Genomic DNA, 21,793 nt, shown 5'->3' with positions numbered 1-21,793 from the left:
GCCACCCCCTTATCCCCAATGGATGTCACGTGCCGCGACCCGGGTCTCATGATGGGTCACTTCCACAATCCGACCAGAGTTCATCTTGATGACATCGTCCGCCATCTCACTGATTCCATTATTGTGTGTGATGACGACAACCGTTTTTTGATACGTCTCGTTCAATCGTTCCAATAGTTCGAGTACTTTTTTCGAATTTTCTTCGTCGAGCGATCCCGTCGGTTCGTCACAAAAGACGATGGCCGGATTTTTGGCGAGGCTGCGGGCAACGGAGACCCGTTGTTGCTCGCCACCCGATAGTTGATAGGGGTATTTGTCACGTGCCGCTGTGAGCCCTACTTGTTCGAGCAATTCATCAATCGGCAGCGGATCTTTCGTCAAGTCGGATCCGATTTGGACGTTCTCATAGACGGTCAAGTTTTGGAGAAGGTTGTACTGTTGAAAGATGAAGCCGAGATGGTCGCGTCGAAATGACGTCATCTGTTCGGGGGACAGGTCGGTCAGCACGGTGTCGCCGAACGTGATTTTACCCGAGGTGACCGTGTCGAGTCCGCTGATGACGTTGAGCAGTGTACTCTTCCCGCTCCCGCTCGGACCGAGGATCACGACGAACGCGCCATCCCGGATGGTGAGGTCGATGTCTTTCAAGGCGGCCGTTTCCACGTCGCCTGTCTTATAGATTTTGCTGACGTTCCGTAGTTCGATCATGCCACACACGCCTCCTTTACTCGTTATAGATGGTATACCCTTTTCGAGAAATGAATGGACGAGCTGCACACAGGATGTTTTGAAAAAATAGTGAAACCGCTTCACCTGTGATAAAATAATATAACCAGGTACTAAAAACTTTTTTAAGGGAGAACTTTTTATGAAGATTGCTTATATCACGGATAGTACGATTGTCCTTCCAGATGCATTAGCGCAACATCCTGACATCCACATCGTCCCGCTCTATGTCGTCAAAGGGGACCAACCGTATAAAGATGGAATCGAAGTCGACGCAAAAACGGTTTACGAGTGGATTGACGCGGGAGAGCGCGTCTCGACGAGTCAGCCCGCGATCGGGGATTTCGTCACACTCTATGAAAAATTGAAAGAAGAGTACGATATGGGCATCGCGATACACCTATCGTCTGACCTGAGTGGGACGTATTCGGCGTCCGTTCAAGGGGCTGAGATTGCGGAGTTCAAGTTGCTCGCTTTCGATTCACGGGCAGGCATCTATACGATGGGACTCATGTTCGAGGAGTTGATTGAACGGGTCGAACGAGGTGATGCGCTTGAAGACGTGGAAGCCTACATGAAGAAGCGCGTCGAGGACGTCCGCATCGAATTGACGCTTCAAAACTTGACGCAGATGCAAAAGGGCGGACGAATCTCTAAATCGAAGGCGCTCATCGGGAATATGCTTCAATTGAAACCGGTGCTCCGATTTGAGGAAGGGTTGATTGTCCCGTATCAAACGGTCCGCACGTATAAGAAGGCGCAGGCTCATTTATTCGAAGTGTTGCGTGCGGCAATCGAGTCCGGCGAATGTCAGGACGTCTCGATTTTCCACGGGAACGTCCCTGAACTTGCCGAAGAGTGGAAAAAACAACTCGGGGACACGATTCCGATTCGAATCGATACACTCGCACCACTTCTCGGGGCGCATACGGGCTCAGGGTCAATCGGCATTTCTTATCTGAAAGCAAAATCATGATTTAGGGCGGTCCTTCTGCGAGGGGCCGCCCTTTTACGTGTTTTTTTGTTTCCGTAGATAAAGAAGTGTGATGGTGATTGAGTAGATGAACAAAAACATGATCAGAAATAGCGAAAAGTCCATGGTGAGCCCCCTTTATCCAAGTCGTTGCCGACATTTAGCATAACGAAACATTGAATTGGGAATTCTTTCAATATTTCATTGTCTCAACTTTCAAACAATTGCTGGAATGTTTTTGCAATACGGGTCATACTAGAAAAAATGAACGAGAAAAGGGGAGAAGACGATGCGATTTCGGAAGTACCTAGTTCGGAGCTGGCTCGCGTGGACACTCGTCTTCACGGGAGTGACGTATTTGACTTTCCAAAACCTTGAGGCGTTCGACTGGCCGTTGTTTTGGTTCATCTATACGCTTGGGGCACTGTTCGTCATGAATCCCTTAAAGCGCAGGCATCTTCACTTCACGTTTCATGAGATGTTTGTCTTTATCACATTCTTCTTATATGGGCTCGCACCCGCCCTGTTGATGGGGCAACTGCTCCTCTTCACGTTTCAGGCGCGAGCCTTCAATCGTCGCGTCGGGCGTCGACGGTTCCTTCATTTCTATCCGCTCAACACGGTGATTGAATGTCTGCTCGTCTTGTTGCCGGGGCTGGCCTATATCGCGCTCGGTGGACGAATCGGAGAGCCCGTTCATTTGATGCAACAAGGCGTGGCCATGTTGGCGTTTTTAGGGACCTTGTTCCTCGTCCTGACGATGAGTTTCGCTTTATCCTACTTCATGGTCGGAGAACGGATCCCGTTCCCGATTATGTGGCGACTGATCCGCTTTGACTGGCTTGTCGTATCACTCGAACTACTGTTCACGATGATTGCCATCGAGTCGTATCTCGTCTTCGATTATGTCGGACTCATCATCACGTTCTTCATATTATCTGTTCTGAAAATGACGATGTCGAAAGCGACGGAGACGGAAGAGACCAAATCGAGAGTCGACCAAGTCGAACGCTTGAAGGAACAGTTGTACCGTGTGGACAGCGAGCAACTGTTGATTGAGAAGTTTTGGAACGGTCTTCGTGATATCGTCGAAGTGGAACGAGGATGGTTACAGGTCAATCGAAAAGGGGAGCGGACGTTTTATGATATGACGGGGCGCGTCATCCCGAGTGTGCCGGATGCCTTCACGATTGAACGCTATCAAGATGAGGACGAGCCATGCTTCGTTTATGACTCGCTTCATGAATGGCATCCCGAATTGCAGCAACAGCAACAAGAACTACATCATTCGGCGCTCGTCATCCAACCCGTTTGGGGAGCGGAGACGGCGGTCAGCTGCATGGTATCGACGACAGCAAACGGGGCATACGAGATCCCGATTGCGGTTGAGGTGAACCGTCTTCTCAAGACGTTATCGTGGTCCATCGAGCGCATCGACGAACGCAACCGTTTGCAACATGAGAGCTTGACGGATCCGTTGACGGGATTACATAATCAGCGAGCGTTACGCCGTTGGACGAAAGAACGATTGAACGATGTGGCGTCCTATCCGCTCTCTGTCTTCTTGATTGATTTGGATCACTTCAAGTCAATCAACGACACGTACGGACATGCGTTCGGGGACGAGGTGCTGATTGAAGCAGGTCAACTCTTCACTCGTAGCGTCCGAGCGACGGACTTGGTGACGCGTTATGGAGGCGAGGAGTTCGTATTCGTCTTCCCGAGAATGGATGAGGCGGCCGCCCATCTGGTCGGTGAAAAGATACGAGACGCCTTGAAGCGCCATGATTTTGGGACGGAAGGGACGCGTATCACGGTGACGGCGAGTATCGGGATCGAAACGATTTATGAATATGAAGACCTCGATACAGTTTTGCGACATGCGGACCGGGCCATGTATGTCGGGGCGAAATTCAACGGTCGAGATCGTGTCGCCCACTATCATGATCTATCGACTGAAGTCAGATAAAAGGAGGATCCACCGATTGGGGGACCCTCCTTTTGTATGAAATGATTATGAGTTCGTATTATAAAGTTCAGATTCAACCGCATGAACGGCGGCTGACCAGGAGCCATAGCGATGCAAGATCGCTTTCGTCGAAGGTTTGTTGTTCCGTTTTGCCCATTCACGGTACGCTTCGAATGAGAGCGAGAAGCCCATTTCTTGAATGGCTTCACGAAGAGCGTTCGAGAGTTCTGTTTTCGAATAGGTCACACTCGCCTCAAGACCAGCCTCGGCACAGGCATCATGCCACGAACCGAACGTCTTGACGATATGGTAATGGCTCGGTGCCTTCGGATGGAGCTTTCGCCATTGCTGATACTTCTTCAAGGTGATGATCGAGCCCATGTCTCGCGAATAAATGGCGAGCGTCTCGATGATGTCCTCGCGTGTATACTTCGGCATTTTGTCTGGCAATTCGACGGTTGACTCTCCATGCCATTCATAGCCTGCGATGGCAAGTGCCTCAGCCCATGACCCGAACTGACGAATGATCGACTCGGGAGACGGCCAATTCTGTTCCATTGCGAAGCGGCGATAGACAGAACGGCGTGGACGTTCCTTCAACAAGTCCCCGAGAAGACGAATGCAATGGATCATCCTTTGCTGTTCGGTAGACAAGTGATGGGATTTAGTGGATAGCGTTTGACTCAATGATGGTTCCTCCTTCCGTGGACTCAAATCTGAACCGACAAAGATAAAAAAATGCTCCTACAATCATACTATCGGATTGTTTTTCGGATTTATTAACGTGATTTTGAAAAATTTTAAACAATTCCTAGGAATTGGATAGGACTAAAGTCGCAGTTGATAATTTCAAAAAATGGTAACAGTTCTATTACAAATTAAATCGAATTTCGTGAGAAATGTAAACATAAAGTTTTAATCACCCAAAAATGTAATATTTTTATAAAAAAGTACCCAACTGGAGAGTTGGGGTCATCGCCTTCGCTCCAGATGAGTACCCTTCTATAATAAATTTAATTTTCAGACTAATCAATCAAATATTGAAATTACGTCAAAAAAATTTATAAGCTGGTCAATGAAAGACCGATTCTGCTAAAATAGCCGCATTGAGCAAAAAACAGAAAAGAGGATCATCACTATGACAGTTTGGTTATTTTATACGTTACTTGGATTGATTCAAGGGTTCACAGAGCCGATTCCGATCTCATCGAGCGGACATCTTGTCATCTTCCAAGAACTATTTAACATCGACTTGCCGGGATTGTCATTTGAAGTTTTCGTAAACTTTGCATCGCTTCTTGCGGTTTTAACAATCTATCGTCAAGACGTCGTTCGTCTCATCATGAGTCTATGGACGTTTTTATTTAAGAAAGACCGGTCGGATGAGACGATGGTCGATGTGAAATTCATCGGATTGTTGCTTGTCGCGACCGTTCCAGCCGGTGTGCTCGGCGTCCTGTTCGGAGACTGGATTGGAGAAGTACTTGGTGGCGTGGCGACAGTCGGCTATACGCTCATCATCACAGGACTCGCCCTTTGGTTCATTCGGAACATGCGAGGAAACAAGGGCGATGGTGGCATCACATTACGCGACGCCGTGTTGATCGGACTTGCCCAAGCTGTGGCACTCATTCCCGGAATCAGCCGTTCCGGTGCGACCATCGTCATGGCGATGCTCCTTGGGATCAAACAGGAGTCGGCGCTTCGATTCTCGTTCTTCCTGTTCATTCCGATCAGTCTCGGGACGATGATTTTGGACGGCCCGACGTTGTTCACCAACCCGGACACGCGTGACTTGTTCGGTCCGCTCCTCTTGGCATTCATCGCCTCATACGTGTTGACCGCCATTTCGTTGAAGTGGTTCCAGCACATCATGGCAAAAGGCGAATTGAAGTATTTCTCATATTACTGCTGGATTGCTGGGCTTCTCGTCGTCCTCTTTCTCGCATAATCGAGGCGCTACTCTCACGAGTAGCGTTTTTTGTTTTGCGAAATAAAAACAATTGCGATACAGTAAACGTGTACAAACAAATATTCCTTCGGGGTCGGGTGAAATTCCCAACCGGCGGTGATGGGCCCATGCCCTAAGTCCGTGACCCGGGCGCACGTGTGCGAACGGTGGATCTAGTGAGACTCTAGAGCCGACAGTATAGTCTGGATGGGAGAAGGAACAAAAAACAGGTCCGCGTGACCTGCTCTTCGTCGTACGCTTTTCTGTATAGAAAACGTTTATTTGGCTTGCCAAAAAGTCGACGAAACCCTCCCACCAAGACCCTAAGGACCGCTCCTTAGGGTCTTTTGTTTGTACGGAAAAAGGAGGGAGAACGATGAAACAGTACATGGAACAGGCCATTCAATTGGCGAAATCAGCCGATGGACAGACCGGCGTCAATCCACTCGTCGGTGCCGTTCTCGTGAAAGACGGACGCATCGTTGGGATGGGTGCCCATCTTAAGGCGGGCGAACCACATGCTGAAGTGCATGCGATCCGAATGGCCGGTGCGGCTGCGTATGGGGCGACCTTATATGTCACGCTCGAACCGTGCTCACATCATGGCAAGACACCGCCGTGCGCCGATCTGATTGTGGAATCGGGTATCAAACGCGTCGTCATCGCCATGAAAGATCCGAACCCGCTCGTCGCAGGCAACGGGATCATGCGTCTGCAAGCGGCCGGTGTCGAAGTCGATGTGGGGTTGCTTGAGGCGGAAGCGCGTGCCTTGAATCCGGCGTTCTTGCGGTCGCTTGAAACGAAACGACCATACGTCATCTTGAAGACGGCGACGAGTCTCGATGGCAAAGTCGCCTTAGAGACGGGGGAGAGTCAATGGGTGACGAGTTCAGAAGCCCGTCGTGATGTGCATGAACTTCGTGCCACGGTCGATGCGATATTGACCGGGATTGGCACGGTGCTCGCGGATGACCCATCGCTCACGGTTCGATTGGACCGCGTGACGCGTCAGCCGAAACGAGTGGTGCTCGACCGTGACCTTAGGTTACCGTTCGCCAGTACGTTAGCACGTACCGCCGAAGACGTCCCGGTGCTCCTCTTCACTTCGTCAGATGAAGCCGAACGACGTGAACGAGCCAAAGCCGCCGGAATCGAATTATTCGATTACACGTCACTCGGTACGGTTCTTGAGACGCTATACGCAAATGGAATCGGGCGTGTGTTGATCGAGGCCGGACCGACGCTCGTCACTTCCCTTCTTGATGGAGGCTACGTGGACGAATGGGTCGCCTATCAATCACCACGGGTGTTCGGTGGAAAACATGGCGTCTATCGCTCACAGCAGGAAGGGACGATCGATGGGATATCCCGTTTTACAATCCATCAGGTTGAAACGATTGGTCCCGACCTAAAAGTCGTCCTTCGAAAGGGGGCGCTCTGATGTTCACGGGAATCGTAGAAGAAATCGGATCGGTCAAAGCGGTCAAGCGCAACGGACCGTCTTTACGACTCGTCTTGTCCGCTGTGAAAGTGCTTGACGATGTGAAGCTCGGGGACAGCATAGCCGTGAATGGGATCTGCCTCACGGTGACGACGTTCGATGACGCGACGTTCTCAGTCGATGTCATGCCAGAAACGTTGAAGGCCTCGAGCCTAGATGGGGTCAAGCCGGGAACACAAGTCAATCTCGAACGGGCGATGCCGGCGAACGGACGGTTTGGTGGACATTTCGTATCCGGACATGTCGACGGGGTCGGGCGCATCACGAAGAAACGACCGCTCGCGAATGCCGTCTATATCGACATCCAATGTGATCGCGCGCTCCTTTCCTACATCGTCCCGAAAGGTTCGATATGTGTAGATGGGACGAGTTTGACCGTGTTTGACGTGTCGGAACGTGGGTTTACCTTGTCCTTGATCCCGCACACGTACAGCGAGACCGTGCTTGGGATGAAACAGACGGGTGATTTAGTCAATTTAGAATGTGATCTGTTAGCAAAATATATGGAAAAGGTCGTCGGGCAGTCGAAGATGACGCTCGAGTCCTTGACAGAACAAGGATATGGAAAGGCGGGATGGTAATGTTTGATTCGATTGAACTGGCGATTGAGGAACTGAGACGAGGGCGTCCCATCATCGTCGTGGATGACGAGGACCGTGAGAATGAAGGGGACTTTGTCGTACTCGGTGACAAGATGACGCCGGAAACGATGAACTTTTTGATCACGGAAGGGAAAGGGCTCGTCTGTAGCGCCATCGCAGAAGAAGTGGCAGTTCGTCTCGACCTCGCGCCGATGGTAACGAACAGTACGGACCCACACGGTACCGCCTTCACGGTCAGTGTTGACCATATCGATTCGACGACTGGCATCTCGGCGAGTGAACGGTCTCACACCGTTCGTGAGTTAGCGAACCCATCGTCCCGTCCGTCCGATTTTCAACGTCCGGGACATCTGTTCCCGTTGATTGCGAAAAAGGGAGGCGTCTCCGTTCGACGAGGTCATACCGAAGCGTCCGTCGACCTGGCGCGACTCGCAGGAAGTGAGCCGGTCGCAGTCATCTGTGAAATCATTCGAGAAGACGGGGAGATGGCGCGCGTACCGGATTTAGTCCAAGTCGCCGAACGCCACGGGTTGGCATTCATCACCATCGAAGCGATCGTTCGATATATGGAGACGAACCTCGTCACACGTGTTGCGGACGTGTCTCTACCTTCCTCGAAAGGAACGTTTCGCATGATGGGGTATGAGAATCGAATGGATCGTGAAGAGCATGTGGCGCTCGTGACGGAAACGCTCGAAGAAGTCCCGCTCGTTCGCATTCATTCCGAGTGTCTGACCGGTGACGTCTTCGGCTCGTTCCGATGTGACTGCGGACCGCAACTCGACGCGGCGATGACACGAATCGAGCAGGAATCGGGCATCGTGCTCTATATGCGTCAAGAAGGGCGAGGCATCGGACTGTTGAACAAATTGAAGGCGTACGCCCTTCAAGAGAACGGATTGGACACGGTCGAGGCGAATGTGGCGCTCGGATTGCATCCGGACCTTCGGGACTACCGAGTGAGCGCGGCGATGCTGCGTGACCTTGGCGTCACCCATGTCCGGCTCATGACGAACAACCCCGAGAAAGTCGATGCCTTGGAATCCTGTGGCATCACGGTCGTCGAACGCGTTCCGATTCATGTCGGTGCGCATGAAGCGAACGAATCGTATCGGCTGACGAAACAACTCAAAATGAATCATATTGGAGGATAATGGACATGACCTATACATTTGAAGGAAATTTGGTTGGAGAAGGATTAAAGATTGGAATCGTCGTCGGACGGTTCAACGACTTGATTACGATGCGTCTGCTTGACGGGGCGAAGGATGCCTTGAGACGTCATGGGGTGAAAGAAGAGGATGTATCGCTTGCGTTCGTCCCGGGTGCATTTGAACTCCCCCTCGTCGCGAAAAAAATGGCGATGAGCAAAAAATACGACGCGGTCATCACGCTCGGAGCCGTCATCCGTGGTGCGACCCCGCATTTTGATTACGTCTGTAACGAAGCGGCAAAAGGGATCGCCCAGGCGAGCTATCAATCCGAAGTCCCGGTCATCTTTGGTGTGTTGACGACGGAGACGATTGAGCAGGCGATTGAGCGTGCGGGAACAAAAGCAGGTAACAAAGGGTGGGAAGCGGCGACTTCCGCCATCGAGATGGCCAATCTGTTAAAGCAAGTCTAATCAAAACCGGGTGGCGACCACCCGGTTTTTCAAATGGATAAACTAGGATAAAAAAACTGAAAATTGGGTAAAATAAGTGCATGGAATGAATGCATGTATTTGAACGATAAGGGAGGTTTGGCACATGGCAACTTCGCACGAATCATTGACGTTACAGTTACAACAACAAGAGCGACTCCATCACCTGCTTTCGTCACTCCTCAATCGCTTTTTGACAACAGAGATTGCGGATTTCAAAAAGCGGGTTGACCAATCGCTAGCCGAACTCGGACATTATTTCGCGGTCGACCGCGTCTATGTCTTCGATTACGATTTTACGAATCAAGTCTGCCACAACACATTCGAATGGTGCGCTGAAGGAATCACGGCTGAAATGGACAATCTTCAAGACGTGCCGATTGATGTGCTGCCCGAGTGGGTGAATACCCATGTGGCAGGTGAGACGATGTATATTCCACGGGTCGCCGATCTACCTGAAGGAAGCGCCGTCCGCGCCATCTTAGAACCGCAAGCGATTCAAAGTTTGCTCGCGGTCCCGATGATGCAAGGAAAGTCGTGTCAGGGATTTGTCGGGTTTGATTCCGTCATCTCGGAACGGACGTACACGGAGTATGAACAACAGGCACTACAAGACTTCAGCAATGCGCTACTCGGTGCGGTCGAGCGACACCGTATCGAGGCGGGACGGGAAGAAGCGCAACGTGTCCTTGCCGAGCGCGAAAAAGAGTTGATCGATTATCAAGAGGGGCTTGTCCGCACCCTGTTACGCCTCTCCGCACTCCGTAACAACGAGACGGGGAACCATATCGAGCGGGTGCAAGATCTGTCGACGTTGTTCGCGACGATTTTATACGATCACCATCATCCGGACGCCACGCCGCTCTTCATCGAAGGGATCCGTCTCGCGGCACCGCTCCATGACATCGGCAAAATCTCTGTTCCGGACGCGATTTTACTCAAAGCAAATAAACTGTCCGACCAGGAATGGGTGTTCATGCGCGACCACGTGCGTGTCGGCGGCGAAGTGTTGAAAGATTTGCAGATGCAGTTCCCTCAGAACTACTTCATTCAAATGGCCTATCACATCGCACTGTATCATCACGAACGTTGGGACGGAACGGGGTACAATCAAGGACTGAAAGGGGAGGACATCCCGCTTGCGGCTCGAATCGTCACCATCATCGACGTCTATGACGCGCTGCGGACGGTCCGCCCGTATAAACCGGCCTATTCTCATGAGGATGCGATTCTTGCGATGCGAGATATGGAAGGGGCGTTCGACCCGACCTTGTTCGAGTTATTCCTGCTACATCAAGAAGAAATCGCCATTATGTTCGATCAGACATTTAAAGCCCACTAATAAAGGAGACGCTCCCCGAGGGAACGTCTCCTTTTTGATTAGAACGTTTCAGATGTTGTTTTCGCTTGCATGTGGAGTTGGATGTAATCCGGGCCACCTGCTTTTGAATCCGTACCTGACATGTTGAATCCACCGAACGGCTGATAGCCGACGATTGCGCCTGTGCAACCACGGTTGAAGTAGAGGTTCCCAACGTGGAAGTTTTGGCGAGCATATTCTTGATTCATCCGGTCACGTGTGAGGACCGCACCTGTCAAGCCGTATTCTGTGTTGTTCGCGATATCGATTGCTTCTTTGAAGTCTTTCGCTTTCGTGAAGGCGACGATTGGTCCGAAAATCTCTTCTTGCATGAGACGTGCTTTCGGGTCGACGTCTGCGACGACAGTCGGTTCGATGAAGTAGCCTGTCGAGTCGTCCGCTTTCCCACCTGCGACGATGCGCCCTTCTTCTTTTGCGACATCGAAGTACGATGTGATCTTCTTGAAGGCCGATGCATCGATGACCGGACCCATGAAGTGTTCGTTCTTCTCTGTGTTTCCGACAGAGAGTTCGTTCGTGAGTTCGACGACGCGGTCGAGTACCGTATCATAGACGCTGTCGACGATGACGGCACGTGAACAAGCCGAACACTTCTGACCAGAGAAACCGAATGCCGATTTCACGATCGATTGAGCAGCGAGCTCGAGGTCGGCTGATTCGTCGACGACGATCGTATCTTTTCCGCCCATTTCCGCGATCACGCGTTTGAGCCAAATTTGACCTTCGTTCAATTTAGAGGCACGTTCGTTGATGCGGAGTCCCACATCACGCGATCCTGTGAAGCTGATGAAACGTGTCTTCGGATGGTCGACGAGGTAGTCCCCGACTTCTGCACCCGGACCTGGGATGAAGTTGAGTACGCCTTTTGGAAGACCTGCCTCTTCCATCACTTCGACGAATTTCGCAGCGACGATCGGCGTCGTCGAAGCTGGTTTCAAGAGAATCGTGTTACCGGCAACGATGGCCGCAACCGCTGTACCGGCCATGATTGCGAACGGGAAGTTCCATGGGCTGATGACGATCCCGACCCCGAGTGGGATGTAGTCATATCGGTTGTATTCGCCTGGACGGCTCTCGACTTTCTTACCTGGCTTGAGTTCGAGCATTTGACGTGCATAATATTCCATAAAGTCGATTGCTTCCGCTGTATCCGCATCGGCTTCATTCCACGGTTTACCTGCTTCTTTGACGAGGTAAGCCGAGAACTCATGCTTACGTTTGCGGACGATGTTCGCTGCTTTGAACAAGACGTCTGCGCGGACAGCCGGGTCGACATGGCGCCATGAGTCAAATGCTGTGAGTGCTTCTTGCATCGCACGTTCTGCGAGCTCTTGGTTCGCTTTTGACACGCGACCGATCACTTCTTCTTTGTTAGCCGGGTTGTAAGACGTGATTTTACCTTCCGTCGTAACCTTTTCCCCACCAATTACGAGCGGATAGTCTTTCCCGAGCTCACCGTTCACTTTCTCGATTGCCGCCTGAATCGCATCGGCATTCTCTTTCTGTGTAAAGTCTGTGAATGGTTCATGTTTGTATGGAATCATTCTCGTTCCCCCTTAAAGTGATGTTGAGCGTTAAAGCGCTTACGTCTGTATTGTATCGAAATTATCGTAGAAATCCTAGTGAAACAATTTTCCAGAAACACATGGCATTGGAGCGAGAAATCGAGTCATGGTAGGATGGGGGAGAACACGGCTTTAGAAAGGACGAACAACATGAAAAAATGGTTCATTCCGCTACTCCTTGTCCTCATGCTCGGGGCATGTGGAAACGAGGGAGAGACGGTGGTAGAAGAGACAGACCGCGCATTGCCGGACGCTGTCACGGAAGTGTACGCAGACTATCAGACGGCGCTCGAGTCTGGAGATGCCGAGGCACTCGCCTCGATCGATTATGCTGGCCGGTTGACTGAGATTCCGGCGACTGGGGCTGTCACCCGTCAATTGTCCCCTGGTGAGATTTATAAGAGCTGGGTGAATGAAGAGGAAGACGTGGCGTTCCTTGTCCATGAGATGACCGATGAAGAAGGGAACCCGCTCCCGAACCGGCTCAGTAAAGTAGCCGTGAAGGAAGGGGATGAGTGGTCACTCGTCATCACGCCGGCCGCTTTACCGAAAGACGTGATTGCCGAGGTCGGGGAGTTGCTCATCGGGGTCCAGGCGAACGAGTACGGAGTGAATGCTGAAGCGAACGCCCGGCTCGCCGAGATTCCGGAAGATGAGGCTGGTCCGATCTATGACCGAGTCAACGCACAGACGGACTATATGGCGCTCGAGGCAGACAATAACGTCTTCCTACTCATGGCGGAAACGTTGACGGTCGAGGAGAACCAAACCATCATGACCGACTATTTCAAAGCGTATGAGACGTGGTACACGGGTAACGAGGAGACGCTCCGAAAAGCGGCTGCAACGGAAGATCCAGTCGAGTATATCGAAGTGCTTGACCCGTTAAAGACAAAACTAGAAGAAGCAATCGATGGCTTTGACGAACAACTCGTCGACCCGTCGTTTGGCTAAGGAGGAACAGCAGATGCTCGCACCAACATTTTCATTACCGAACCAAAATGGAGAAATGGTTTCATTAAAGGACTATCTCGGCAAGAAAGTCGTCTTATACTTCTATCCTCGAGATTCGACACCTGGTTGTACGACGGAGGCATGCGATTTCCGCGATGCGTTGCCGAAGATGGAAGGCGCGGTCGTCCTTGGGGTATCGGCCGACAGTCAAAAGAAACATCAAAACTTTATCGCCAAGAATGACCTCCCATTTGATTTGCTCGTCGACGAGGATCATGAAGTGTCCGAGCTTTACGGCGTCTGGCAGTTGAAGAAAAATTACGGGAAAGAATATTACGGCATCGTCCGTTCGACTTTCTTGATCAACGAGGACGGCTATATCGAAGAGGAGTGGCGCAACGTCAAAGTGAAGGGGCACGTCGAAGAAGTCGTGGCTGCCATTCGTTCGTAAAACGAGAAACTGAAGGCAAGGTCATGAGCGGTTTCAGACTGTAGACAATATAGGTCTACAGTCTTTTTTGTACCCAAGCTAGGCACGGCTCGCTTTCCTAGGGGCAAGCAGTGAGCTACATCGCGACTTTCGGTCGCTGCTTGCTATTCACTCAGGAGTCTCGCCTAGCTGTACTTGGTCATTGCTCTAAAGCCGCCACGAGCAGTTTTTTCTTTCGCGACGAATCGATTTCTCGTTGAGGTACAGTCTATCGATCAACGATTCGTATGGATTGTAAAATCGCTGTTTATGGATTCTGAGATATATTACAATCATATTTCGAAATAAATTTTAAGATTCTTTTAGATACAAGGGTTCAGGGAAAATATTACAATTATATAACGCTTTGAAAGCGTTTTCTTAATATAGGCTACCTTGACTCGATTGTGAATGTTCTGAAAAATATAGGGAGAGCGCTCAAATCAAGAACGTAGGAGGAGAGCAACACGGTGAATCAAATTGAAAGTTGGCTGACGAGTTTATCCAATCTCGTATGGGGGCCACATTTACTCATATTACTTGTCGGGACAGGGATTTTCTTGACAGTCCGTCTCGGATTTATCCAAGTGACGCGACTTGGGGTCGGTCTGAAAGAGGCATTTATACCAAAACCAGAACAACCGAAGAAAAAGCAACGTGGGGACATCTCGCATTTCCAAGCACTTATGACGGCATTGGCGGCCACGGTCGGTACCGGAAACATGGTCGGTGTCGCGACGGCGATTGTCCTCGGGGGACCGGGTGCTGTCGTTTGGATGTGGTTATCTGGTTTCGTCGGGATGGCGACGAAATATGCGGAGGCCATCCTTGCCGTCAAATATCGTGTCGTCGATGAACGAGGCGAAATTGCCGGGGGTCCGATGTACTACTTAGAACACGGCTTGAAGAAAAAATGGCTCGGCGTCTTGTTCGCCGTCTTTGCATCGGTCGCAGCCTTTGGGATTGGGAACGGAGTCCAGACGAACTCGATCAGTCTCGCCTTGAACAATTCGTTCAACGTCCCAATGGTTGTGACAGGGATCGTCATGATGGCGGTCACGGCATTCGTCATCTTAGGTGGTGTCAAATCAATCGGGAAAGTCGTCGGAATCTTCGTCCCGTTCATGATTTTCGCATATGTCGGGAGCGGGCTCGTGATTCTCATCATGAACCTTGAATTGGTACCAGGTGCCTTGTCGACGATGTTCTCGAGCACATTCAGTGCCGAAGCCATCGGTGGGGGTGCATTAGGTGCCGCGATTCGCTACGGGGTCGCGCGCGGTGTGTTCTCTAACGAGGCAGGACTTGGATCTGCACCGATTGCGGCCGCGGCAGCGAAGACCGACTTCCCGGGACGTCAAGCACTCGTCTCGATGACACAAGTGTTGATTGACACACTCATCGTCTGTTCTATCACGGGACTCACGATCGTTATGGGTGGTCAATATACGGAAGGGCTTGAAGGGATTGCCTTGACGCAAGCCTCGTTCGCTTACTTCTTAGGACCTATTGGCGAAATCATCGTGACGATCTCGCTTGTCTTCTTCGCCTATTCGACCGTCCTCGGTTGGTGTTATTACGGTGAACGTTCAGCGTATTATTTACTCGGGGAAAAAGTGATCGTCCCGTATCGTGTCCTCTACATTTTAGTCGCGGGACTCGGTGCGATGACGACGAACTTGAATTTGATCTGGTCGATCTCGGATGTGTTCAACGGTCTCATGGCTATCCCGAACTTGATTGGACTCTTGTTTCTCTCAGGTGTGGTCGTCGCCGAGACAAAACGATTCGAACTCGAACGGAAAAAAGAACGGCAGTCATCTGCCGCTTGATGAGAAAACCCGCCGGACTACACGTGTCGGCGGGTTTTTGTCATACCTTGAATTGGCGAATCAGTGAATCAAGTTCTTCCATCTTTTGTTGCGACTGTTCCGTCGCATGATTCAACTCGGCGAAACGTTCGACGGACATCGTCACTTTTTCAGCAATTTCTTGCGTACCGAGTGCCCCGTTGTTGACGGTCGTTGCGACGTCTTGGATGACGCCGATCATGTTAGACGTCAATTGTTCGAGCTCCCCGGCAGCAGCGGCGAACTCGGTCGCGGTCGTTTCGAAGCGACCTGCGTCCTCGCTATATTGTCCGGCTGCCTCTTCAAGTTGGTCATAATCTTTCAAGACGTTCGTGTCGAGGAAGTGGAGCATCTGTCCAGAACTCTCGTTCAAATGGTCGACCGAATGAAGGACGGTCGTCGAGATGACTTGAATGCGTTCGACGGTCGCCCGGCTCGTTTCGGCGAGTTTTCGAATCTCGTCGGCGACGACGGCGAATCCGCGTCCGGCCTCTCCGGCACGAGCCGCTTCAATCGATGCATTGAGTGACAAGAGGTTCGTCTGCGCGGCGATGTCGAGGATGTCGTTCGTGAGCGTCGCGATCTCACGCACGGCTTTCGCATCTTGCATCGCTTTCTCTAAGTTCGTACGTGTCGACTGAAGGACGCTGATGGCATTCTCTTTCGCCTCTACCGCATGTGATTTGAGGGAGAGGGCACGCTCATCGATTTGTCTCGCTTCGGTTTTTCGCTCATCGGCCATCGTCACGATGTGATGAATCGTCCGCTCCATATCCGAGGCTGATGCGTTCATCTCTTGCGCGCTGGCAGCCGTCTGTTGCATACCGGCGGTCAAGTCTTCTGTCGTCGCAGCGGTCGTCGTCATATACGTGTCGAGTTCTTTCAACTCTTCATACATATGAGTAGATTGCTTCGTCACTCCTGTCGTCACGTCGTTCACTTGAAGAATCAACTGACGCAAGTTGGCGATGAACTGGTTGAAGTCACGTGCGAGTCCGGCGAACTCGTCACGGCGCTTCACAGGAATCGATGTCGTCAAATCGCCATCGCTCGTGGCGAGCTCATGCATCTTCGTCTTGAACTCTTTGAGCGGCTCGAAGATGGAGCGGAAGATGAAGAGCATCATGAGGATCGTCATGACAGCCGCGACGCCGAGCACGATGAAGAGCGTCATCTGAACTTGCTCAAACATCTTAGCTGCTGCGGCTGTGTCCGACTGAATCGCTTCACGGTTCAAGTTGACGAGAAGACCGAGAGAGTTCGAAAGCGTATCGGCACTTGCCGTTGCCGTATCGCGAATATACGCCTCTGCGGCCTCTGTACCGTCTTCATTTGAAATACGAATGAGTTCATTCATGACCGTTTGGAAGTTATCCCAATTCGCACGGGCTTCATCGAAGAGCTGTTGATCTTCTTCCATGATAATCGTCGCTTCATAGCCGTCCATCCGTTGTTCCAAAATGGCGACGGATGCTTGAATGTCCCGTTCGATGTTTTGTTTCGTCACCGCGTCATCCACGAGAGCGTGACGAATCAAATGACGACGGATTTCGAGCAGTTGCTTATCGACTTGATGAATCTGGTCCATGCCTGGCACCCAGGAGATGGTCATGTCTTCTTGGGCTGCTTTTGATGCGTTCAAGGCATACCAAGAGTAACCGCTTACACCGAGGAGCAGCACAAACATGATGCTAAACGCAGTGATGAGTTTATTCCGAATCGACATACGATTCCTCCTTACGAATCTTTTCTACCATTAGCATAATCAGAATCGCACATCGACCGTATAGCTGATTTCGAAAGCGGGTCAATATTCGGAGAAGATTTCCCTAGTTTCTCAAAAAGGAGACATTTTCTCACAAGATAGATTTCCTTTTTTGTCTTATGAAAAAGTGGTATGATAATGAACGATGTATTGAAAACTGTTGGAGGTGGGAATTTTGGCTCGTATTACAGAAGCTGAAGTTCGGCACGTCGCCGGACTTGCCCGACTTGCGATCACGGATGAAGAAGTGACGCACTTCACGGAGCAATTGACAAAAATTCTCGAGTTTGCCGAGCAACTCGATGAGCTGGATACAACGGGCGTCGAACCGACGACCCATGCCCTAGATTTGAAAAACGTACTACGCAAAGACGAGGTCCGTCCATCGCTTCCACGTGAGGAAGTCGAACGGATGGCACCTGACTGGGAGAACGGTCAAGTCCGTGTCCCTGCAGTCTTTGAGTAAGGAGGCCTTTCATGAGTTTATTTGACCACGGTGTAGCGAAACTGCATACGTTATTAAAAGAAGGCGAAGTCACGGTCACGGACCTCGTCAAAGAGTCGTTCGACCGCATCGAAGCGACTGATGATCAAATCGGTGCGTTTTTGACGCTCAATGAGGATGCGTTCGAGCAAGCGAAGCGCATGGATGAGCTCGCAAAGATGTCAGACAACCCGCTCTTTGGGATGCCGATCGGTGTGAAAGACAACATCGTCACAAAAGGGATGCGGACGACATGTGCCTCGACGTTCCTTGAGAACTTCGTCCCGGCACACGATGCGACGGTCGTCGAGCGTCTTCATGACGCCGGTGCCCTCACAATCGGGAAGTTGAACATGGACGAGTTCGCGATGGGTTCATCAAACGAGAACTCAGCGTTCAAGCCTGTCCGTAACCCATGGGACCCGACTCGTGTACCAGGAGGTTCTTCAGGCGGTTCAGCGGCATCGGTCGCAGCTGGGCAAGTCCTCTTCAGCCTCGGTTCGGATACGGGTGGTTCGATTCGTCAACCAGCCGCATATTGTGGTGTCGTCGGGATGAAGCCGACATACGGTCTCGTCTCACGTTTCGGTCTCGTCGCCTTCGCGTCGTCACTCGACCAAATCGGCCCGCTCACGCGCACGGTCGAAGACAATGCTTACTTATTGAATACGATTGCGGGTCATTGCGACATGGACTCGACGTCGGCTGAAGTCGAGGTGCCGGACTATACGGCAGCGCTCAACCAGGATTTGACGGGCATGAAGTTCGCACTTCCAGAAGAATTCATGGCAGAAGGTGTCGCGCCTGGTGTCCGTGAACAGATTGAAAAAGCGATCGAGACGCTCAAGTCTCTCGGTGCGACGATTGAGACGGTTTCGATTCCGTCTGTGAAGTATGCCCTCTCGGCGTACTACTTGCTCGCCTCGTCAGAAGCCTCTTCAAACTTGGCTCGTTTCGACGGTATCCGTTACGGACGTCGCGCCGAAGCGGACACGCTCGACGAAGTGTTCACATATTCGCGTGAACAAGGGTTCGGGGACGAGGTCAAACGCCGGATCATGCTCGGGACATATGCCCTCAGCTCTGGTTACTACGATGCGTTCTACAAGAAAGCCCAACAAGTCCGTACCCTCATGAAGCAGGACTTCGCGAAAGTGTTCGAAGAGTATGATGCCATCGTTGGACCAACTGCTCCGACGACAGCGTTCAAACTCGGGGAACAGCTCGACGATCCGCTCACGATGTACGCGAACGATATCATGACGATTCCGGTCAACTTGGTCGGTATCCCGGCTATCTCAGTTCCGGCAGGTCTTTCAGAAGGTCTCCCGGTCGGTCTTCAAATTATCGGGAACTACTTTGATGAATCAACACTTTACCGCGTGGCCCATGCTTTTGAACAAGCAAACGGCGGTTTCAAGATGCCACAGCTCTAAGGAGGACGTACGATGAACTTTGAAACGATCATCGGGATCGAGGTGCACGCCGAGCTGAGCACGAAGTCGAAGATTTGGTGTGGCTGCTCACGCACTTACGGTGCCGAAACGAATACACAGACGTGTCCGATTTGTCTCGGACACCCGGGCGTCTTGCCTAAATTGAACGAAGAAGCGGTCAACCTCGCCATCAAAGCGGCAATGGCACTCAACTGTGAGATTGCGACAGATACGAAGTTCGACCGCAAGAACTACTTCTACCCAGACACGCCGAAAGCGTATCAAATCTCGCAGTTTGATAAGCCAATCGGTTCAAACGGTCACGTCGACGTCGAAGTGGACGGAGAGATGAAACGATTCCGCATCGAGCGCGTGCATTTAGAAGAAGATGCCGGGAAGATGAACCACACGGGCGAGAAACACTCGGTCGTCGACTTCAACCGGACCGGTTCACCACTCATCGAGATTGTCAGTGAAGCAGACATGCGCTCACCGAAAGATGCGGTCGCGTATCTCGAGCGCTTGAAAGAAGTCCTCTCGTTCGCTGGCGTCTCGGACGTCAAGATGGAAGAAGGGTCGCTTCGCTGTGACTGTAACATCTCGGTCCGTCCATTCGGGCAGGAGAAGTTCGGTACGAAGACAGAGCTCAAGAACTTGAACTCGTTCTCAAACGTCTTAAAGGCACTCGACTATGAAGAGACGCGTCATCGCAAATTGCTTCTCTCTGGTGGCGTCATGCGTCAAGAGACGCTCCGTTACGACGAAGCGGCGAAAAAGACGATTCTCATGCGTGTCAAAGAAGGGGCAGCGGACTACCGTTACTTCCCAGAACCGGACCTCGTCCGTCTCGAAATCGATGAGGCATGGAAAGAGCGCATCCGCGCGACGATTCCAGAGATGCCGGCAGCTCGTCGTGAACGCTACATGAGCCAATACGGTCTCTCGGCATACGACGCAAAAGCCCTCACGTCAACGCGTGAGTTCTCGGACTTCTTCGAAGCGACGACAGCGGCCGGTGCGGAGCCGAAAGCGGCAGCGAACTGGCTCATGGGTGAAGTGCTCGGTCACTTGAACAAGTCGGATGAAACGGTCGAGACGATGAAGTTGACACCGGAATCACTCGCTGAGCTCATCCGCTTGATTGCGGAAGGGACGATTTCATCGAAAATCGCGAAGCGTGTCTTCACGGCGATGATGGAAGAAGGCGCTGAGCCGAAAGCGTATGTGGAAGCGAACGGACTCGCCCAAATCTCGGACGAGAACTTACTCCGTGGCTACATCCTCGAATTGTTCGAGGCGCATCCGCAAATGATCGAAGACTTCAAGAACGGGAAAGACCGTGCGAAAGGCTTCATCATCGGCCAAATCATGAAACAGACGAAAGGGATGGCGAACCCGGCACTCCTCGATGGCTTGTTCCACGAAGAGATCGCAAAACGCTAAGCAGGCGGCGAGACACTTGTGTCTCGCTTTTCGCTCGAGTTGAGCATAGGGGAGAGAATCAATATGCAACGGAAACGTGCGCGGGTCATTTATAACCCGACATCTGGTAAAGAAGTGATCAAACGGGAACTCCCGTACATTTTGAACCGCCTCGAGGATGCGGGTTATGAGACGTCGACGTATGCGACGAAAGCGATTGGTGATGCCACGCTCGAAGCAAAACGGGCCTCAGCGGCCGAGTTCGACCTCATCATCGCCGCAGGCGGAGACGGGACATTGAACGAAGTCATCTCAGGGCTCGCCCCGCTAGAGAATCGTCCGACGATCGGACTCATTCCGGTCGGGACGACGAACGACTTTGCCCGGGCGATGCGGATTCCACTAAGTGTGGTCGGTGCACTCGACGTCATCTGTGACGGATTCGAGATGCCGGTCGACCTTGGGGAAATCGAAGGCGAGAAAGGTGACATCCACTATTTCATCAATATCGCCGGTGGTGGTATCATGACCGAGCTCTCGTATGAAGTGCCATCGAAGTTGAAGACGGCACTCGGACAGCTCGCCTATTACGTGAAGGGAATGGAGAAACTACCACTCATCAAACCGACGTATATCGAACTTGAGCACGATGAAGGAACGTTCCAAGGCGAGGTCATGGTCTTCCTCACATCGAACTCGAACTCGGTCGGTGGATTTGAAAAAATCTCACCACACGCGTCGTTGAATGACGGATTGTTTGATTTATTTATCCTTCGGAAATGTAACTTGTTCGAATTCATCCACGTCGTCCGCCTTCTCCTCCGGGGTGAGCATTTATCCAGCTCACTCGTCGAGCATGTGAAGACGAGCCGCGTCCGGATGAAGACGACCGAGCCGATGAGTCTAAACATCGACGGCGAGTATGGCGGGGAGTGCACAGGTGAGATGCGGAACTTGTTCCGTCACTTGACGGTGCTCGCACCGAACGCTCGAATCCGCGAGATGGAAGATTTGAATGCACAATATGAACGCGAACAGATGATCAAGCAATTGTTCAATGTTTCGCTCGATAAAGCAGAGTGAAAAGATAGGAATGACGACAT

19 protein-coding genes and 1 riboswitch are annotated in these 21,793 nt (G+C 51.5%); of the genes, 15 read left to right on the top strand and 4 right to left on the bottom strand.

The features are described 5' to 3' along the window. Positions 1 to 9: 9 nt before the first annotated feature. Positions 10 to 708 carry an ABC transporter ATP-binding protein gene (locus EAT1B_RS05035; RefSeq protein WP_012727056.1) on the bottom strand — a complete coding sequence of 233 codons (699 nt, stop codon included), beginning with the start codon at positions 706 to 708 and terminating at the stop codon, positions 10 to 12. A 160-nt stretch (positions 709 to 868) separates the two neighbouring features. Here EAT1B_RS05035 and EAT1B_RS05030 point away from each other — a divergent pair, with 160 nt between their 5' ends. Both EAT1B_RS05030 and EAT1B_RS05025 read left to right on the top strand, forming a co-directional pair. Next, positions 869 to 1,702 (top strand): DegV family protein, encoded by an 834-nt coding sequence (locus EAT1B_RS05030; RefSeq protein WP_012727055.1) that lies wholly within the window; start codon positions 869 to 871, stop codon positions 1,700 to 1,702. A 286-nt stretch (positions 1,703 to 1,988) separates the two neighbouring features. Further along, positions 1,989 to 3,668, top strand: a complete 1,680-nt coding sequence (locus EAT1B_RS05025) for a GGDEF domain-containing protein (protein ID WP_012727054.1) — start codon at positions 1,989 to 1,991, stop codon at positions 3,666 to 3,668. Positions 3,669 to 3,713: 45 nt separating this feature from the next. Here EAT1B_RS05025 and EAT1B_RS05020 read toward each other — a convergent pair whose 3' ends face one another. After that, the gene (locus EAT1B_RS05020) at positions 3,714 to 4,355 is read right to left on the bottom strand and encodes a homing endonuclease associated repeat-containing protein (protein WP_012727053.1); all 642 of its coding nucleotides are present in this window, start codon (positions 4,353 to 4,355) and stop codon (positions 3,714 to 3,716) included. 451 nt (positions 4,356 to 4,806) lie between these two features. Between EAT1B_RS05020 and EAT1B_RS05015 the strand changes: the two genes are divergently transcribed. The 6 genes from EAT1B_RS05015 to EAT1B_RS15615 all read left to right on the top strand — a co-directional run bounded on the left by EAT1B_RS05015 (position 4,807) and on the right by EAT1B_RS15615 (position 10,706). Beyond that, positions 4,807 to 5,619: an undecaprenyl-diphosphate phosphatase gene (locus tag EAT1B_RS05015; protein WP_012727052.1), complete on the top strand. Its 813-nt coding sequence runs from the start codon at positions 4,807 to 4,809 to the stop codon at positions 5,617 to 5,619. 80 nt (positions 5,620 to 5,699) lie between these two features. Next, positions 5,700 to 5,842, top strand: a riboswitch (FMN riboswitch). A 153-nt stretch (positions 5,843 to 5,995) separates the two neighbouring features. Beyond that, positions 5,996 to 7,060 (top strand): bifunctional diaminohydroxyphosphoribosylaminopyrimidine deaminase/5-amino-6-(5-phosphoribosylamino)uracil reductase RibD, encoded by a 1,065-nt coding sequence (gene ribD, locus EAT1B_RS05010; RefSeq protein ID WP_012727051.1) that lies wholly within the window; start codon positions 5,996 to 5,998, stop codon positions 7,058 to 7,060. Further along, entirely contained in the window at positions 7,060 to 7,701 is a 642-nt protein-coding gene (ribE, locus tag EAT1B_RS05005) for a riboflavin synthase (protein WP_012727050.1), read from the top strand. The genes ribD and ribE (EAT1B_RS05005) overlap by 1 nt, the downstream gene beginning before the upstream one ends. Then, on the top strand, positions 7,701 to 8,876 hold the full coding sequence (locus EAT1B_RS05000) for a bifunctional 3,4-dihydroxy-2-butanone-4-phosphate synthase/GTP cyclohydrolase II (protein ID WP_012727049.1): 1,176 nt from the start codon (positions 7,701 to 7,703) through the stop codon (positions 8,874 to 8,876). The genes ribE (EAT1B_RS05005) and EAT1B_RS05000 overlap by 1 nt, the downstream gene beginning before the upstream one ends. 5 nt (positions 8,877 to 8,881) lie before the next feature. Next, entirely contained in the window at positions 8,882 to 9,346 is a 465-nt protein-coding gene (ribE, locus tag EAT1B_RS04995) for a 6,7-dimethyl-8-ribityllumazine synthase (protein WP_012727048.1), read from the top strand. Between the two features lie 124 nt (positions 9,347 to 9,470). Further along, positions 9,471 to 10,706, top strand: coding sequence for an HD domain-containing phosphohydrolase (locus tag EAT1B_RS15615; protein WP_012727047.1), 1,236 nt, complete (start codon positions 9,471 to 9,473; stop codon positions 10,704 to 10,706). A gap of 38 nt (positions 10,707 to 10,744) precedes the next feature. On the opposite strand, the gene pruA is transcribed toward EAT1B_RS15615, so the two are convergent. Further along, positions 10,745 to 12,289: an L-glutamate gamma-semialdehyde dehydrogenase gene (gene pruA / locus EAT1B_RS04985; RefSeq protein WP_012727046.1), complete on the bottom strand. Its 1,545-nt coding sequence runs from the start codon at positions 12,287 to 12,289 to the stop codon at positions 10,745 to 10,747. Between the two features lie 171 nt (positions 12,290 to 12,460). Here pruA and EAT1B_RS04980 point away from each other — a divergent pair, with 171 nt between their 5' ends. The 3 genes from EAT1B_RS04980 (at position 12,461) to EAT1B_RS04970 (ending at position 15,565) form a co-directional block, all read left to right on the top strand. Next, positions 12,461 to 13,264, top strand: coding sequence for a hypothetical protein (locus EAT1B_RS04980; protein ID WP_012727045.1), 804 nt, complete (start codon positions 12,461 to 12,463; stop codon positions 13,262 to 13,264). A 13-nt stretch (positions 13,265 to 13,277) separates the two neighbouring features. Further along, positions 13,278 to 13,715, top strand: a complete 438-nt coding sequence (gene bcp / locus EAT1B_RS04975) for a thioredoxin-dependent thiol peroxidase (RefSeq protein WP_012727044.1) — start codon at positions 13,278 to 13,280, stop codon at positions 13,713 to 13,715. A 488-nt stretch (positions 13,716 to 14,203) separates the two neighbouring features. Continuing rightward, positions 14,204 to 15,565, top strand: coding sequence for a sodium:alanine symporter family protein (locus tag EAT1B_RS04970; RefSeq protein WP_012727043.1), 1,362 nt, complete (start codon positions 14,204 to 14,206; stop codon positions 15,563 to 15,565). Between the two features lie 40 nt (positions 15,566 to 15,605). On the opposite strand, the gene EAT1B_RS04965 is transcribed toward EAT1B_RS04970, so the two are convergent. After that, the gene (locus EAT1B_RS04965) at positions 15,606 to 17,309 is read right to left on the bottom strand and encodes a methyl-accepting chemotaxis protein (protein WP_012727042.1); all 1,704 of its coding nucleotides are present in this window, start codon (positions 17,307 to 17,309) and stop codon (positions 15,606 to 15,608) included. Between the two features lie 214 nt (positions 17,310 to 17,523). Here EAT1B_RS04965 and gatC point away from each other — a divergent pair, with 214 nt between their 5' ends. From gatC to EAT1B_RS04945, 4 genes are all read left to right on the top strand, one after another. Beyond that, positions 17,524 to 17,814: an Asp-tRNA(Asn)/Glu-tRNA(Gln) amidotransferase subunit GatC gene (gene gatC / locus EAT1B_RS04960; RefSeq protein ID WP_012727041.1), complete on the top strand. Its 291-nt coding sequence runs from the start codon at positions 17,524 to 17,526 to the stop codon at positions 17,812 to 17,814. A gap of 11 nt (positions 17,815 to 17,825) precedes the next feature. Next, on the top strand, positions 17,826 to 19,268 hold the full coding sequence (gene gatA, locus EAT1B_RS04955; RefSeq protein ID WP_012727040.1) for an Asp-tRNA(Asn)/Glu-tRNA(Gln) amidotransferase subunit GatA: 1,443 nt from the start codon (positions 17,826 to 17,828) through the stop codon (positions 19,266 to 19,268). A gap of 12 nt (positions 19,269 to 19,280) precedes the next feature. Continuing rightward, on the top strand, positions 19,281 to 20,711 hold the full coding sequence (gene gatB, locus EAT1B_RS04950) for an Asp-tRNA(Asn)/Glu-tRNA(Gln) amidotransferase subunit GatB (protein ID WP_012727039.1): 1,431 nt from the start codon (positions 19,281 to 19,283) through the stop codon (positions 20,709 to 20,711). Between the two features lie 63 nt (positions 20,712 to 20,774). Beyond that, positions 20,775 to 21,773, top strand: coding sequence for a diacylglycerol kinase (locus EAT1B_RS04945; RefSeq protein ID WP_012727038.1), 999 nt, complete (start codon positions 20,775 to 20,777; stop codon positions 21,771 to 21,773). The last annotated feature ends 20 nt before the right edge of the window (positions 21,774 to 21,793 follow it).

The organism is Exiguobacterium sp. AT1b, from assembly GCF_000023045.1.
GTDB lineage: Bacteria > Bacillota > Bacilli > Exiguobacteriales > Exiguobacteriaceae > Exiguobacterium.
The sequence above is the reverse complement of the archived record's forward strand: the minus strand, read 5'-3'. Positions and strand labels throughout refer to the sequence as shown.

Bases quoted from the DNA above. Each gene is read 5' to 3' on its own strand.
- EAT1B_RS05035 (WP_012727056.1), bottom strand. From the start codon at position 708: ATGATCGAACTACGGAACGTCAGCAAAATCTATAAGACAGGCGACGTG.
- EAT1B_RS05030 (WP_012727055.1), top strand. From the start codon at position 869: ATGAAGATTGCTTATATCACGGATAGTACGATTGTCCTTCCAGATGCA.
- EAT1B_RS05025 (WP_012727054.1), top strand. From the start codon at position 1,989: ATGCGATTTCGGAAGTACCTAGTTCGGAGCTGGCTCGCGTGGACACTC.
- EAT1B_RS05015 (WP_012727052.1), top strand. From the start codon at position 4,807: ATGACAGTTTGGTTATTTTATACGTTACTTGGATTGATTCAAGGGTTC.
- ribD (WP_012727051.1), top strand. From the start codon at position 5,996: ATGAAACAGTACATGGAACAGGCCATTCAATTGGCGAAATCAGCCGAT.
- ribE (WP_012727050.1), top strand. From the start codon at position 7,060: ATGTTCACGGGAATCGTAGAAGAAATCGGATCGGTCAAAGCGGTCAAG.
- EAT1B_RS05000 (WP_012727049.1), top strand. From the start codon at position 7,701: ATGTTTGATTCGATTGAACTGGCGATTGAGGAACTGAGACGAGGGCGT.
- ribE (WP_012727048.1), top strand. From the start codon at position 8,882: ATGACCTATACATTTGAAGGAAATTTGGTTGGAGAAGGATTAAAGATT.
- EAT1B_RS15615 (WP_012727047.1), top strand. From the start codon at position 9,471: ATGGCAACTTCGCACGAATCATTGACGTTACAGTTACAACAACAAGAG.
- pruA (WP_012727046.1), bottom strand. From the start codon at position 12,289: ATGATTCCATACAAACATGAACCATTCACAGACTTTACACAGAAAGAG.
- EAT1B_RS04980 (WP_012727045.1), top strand. From the start codon at position 12,461: ATGAAAAAATGGTTCATTCCGCTACTCCTTGTCCTCATGCTCGGGGCA.
- bcp (WP_012727044.1), top strand. From the start codon at position 13,278: ATGCTCGCACCAACATTTTCATTACCGAACCAAAATGGAGAAATGGTT.
- EAT1B_RS04965 (WP_012727042.1), bottom strand. From the start codon at position 17,309: ATGTCGATTCGGAATAAACTCATCACTGCGTTTAGCATCATGTTTGTG.
- gatA (WP_012727040.1), top strand. From the start codon at position 17,826: ATGAGTTTATTTGACCACGGTGTAGCGAAACTGCATACGTTATTAAAA.
- gatB (WP_012727039.1), top strand. From the start codon at position 19,281: ATGAACTTTGAAACGATCATCGGGATCGAGGTGCACGCCGAGCTGAGC.
- EAT1B_RS04945 (WP_012727038.1), top strand. From the start codon at position 20,775: ATGCAACGGAAACGTGCGCGGGTCATTTATAACCCGACATCTGGTAAA.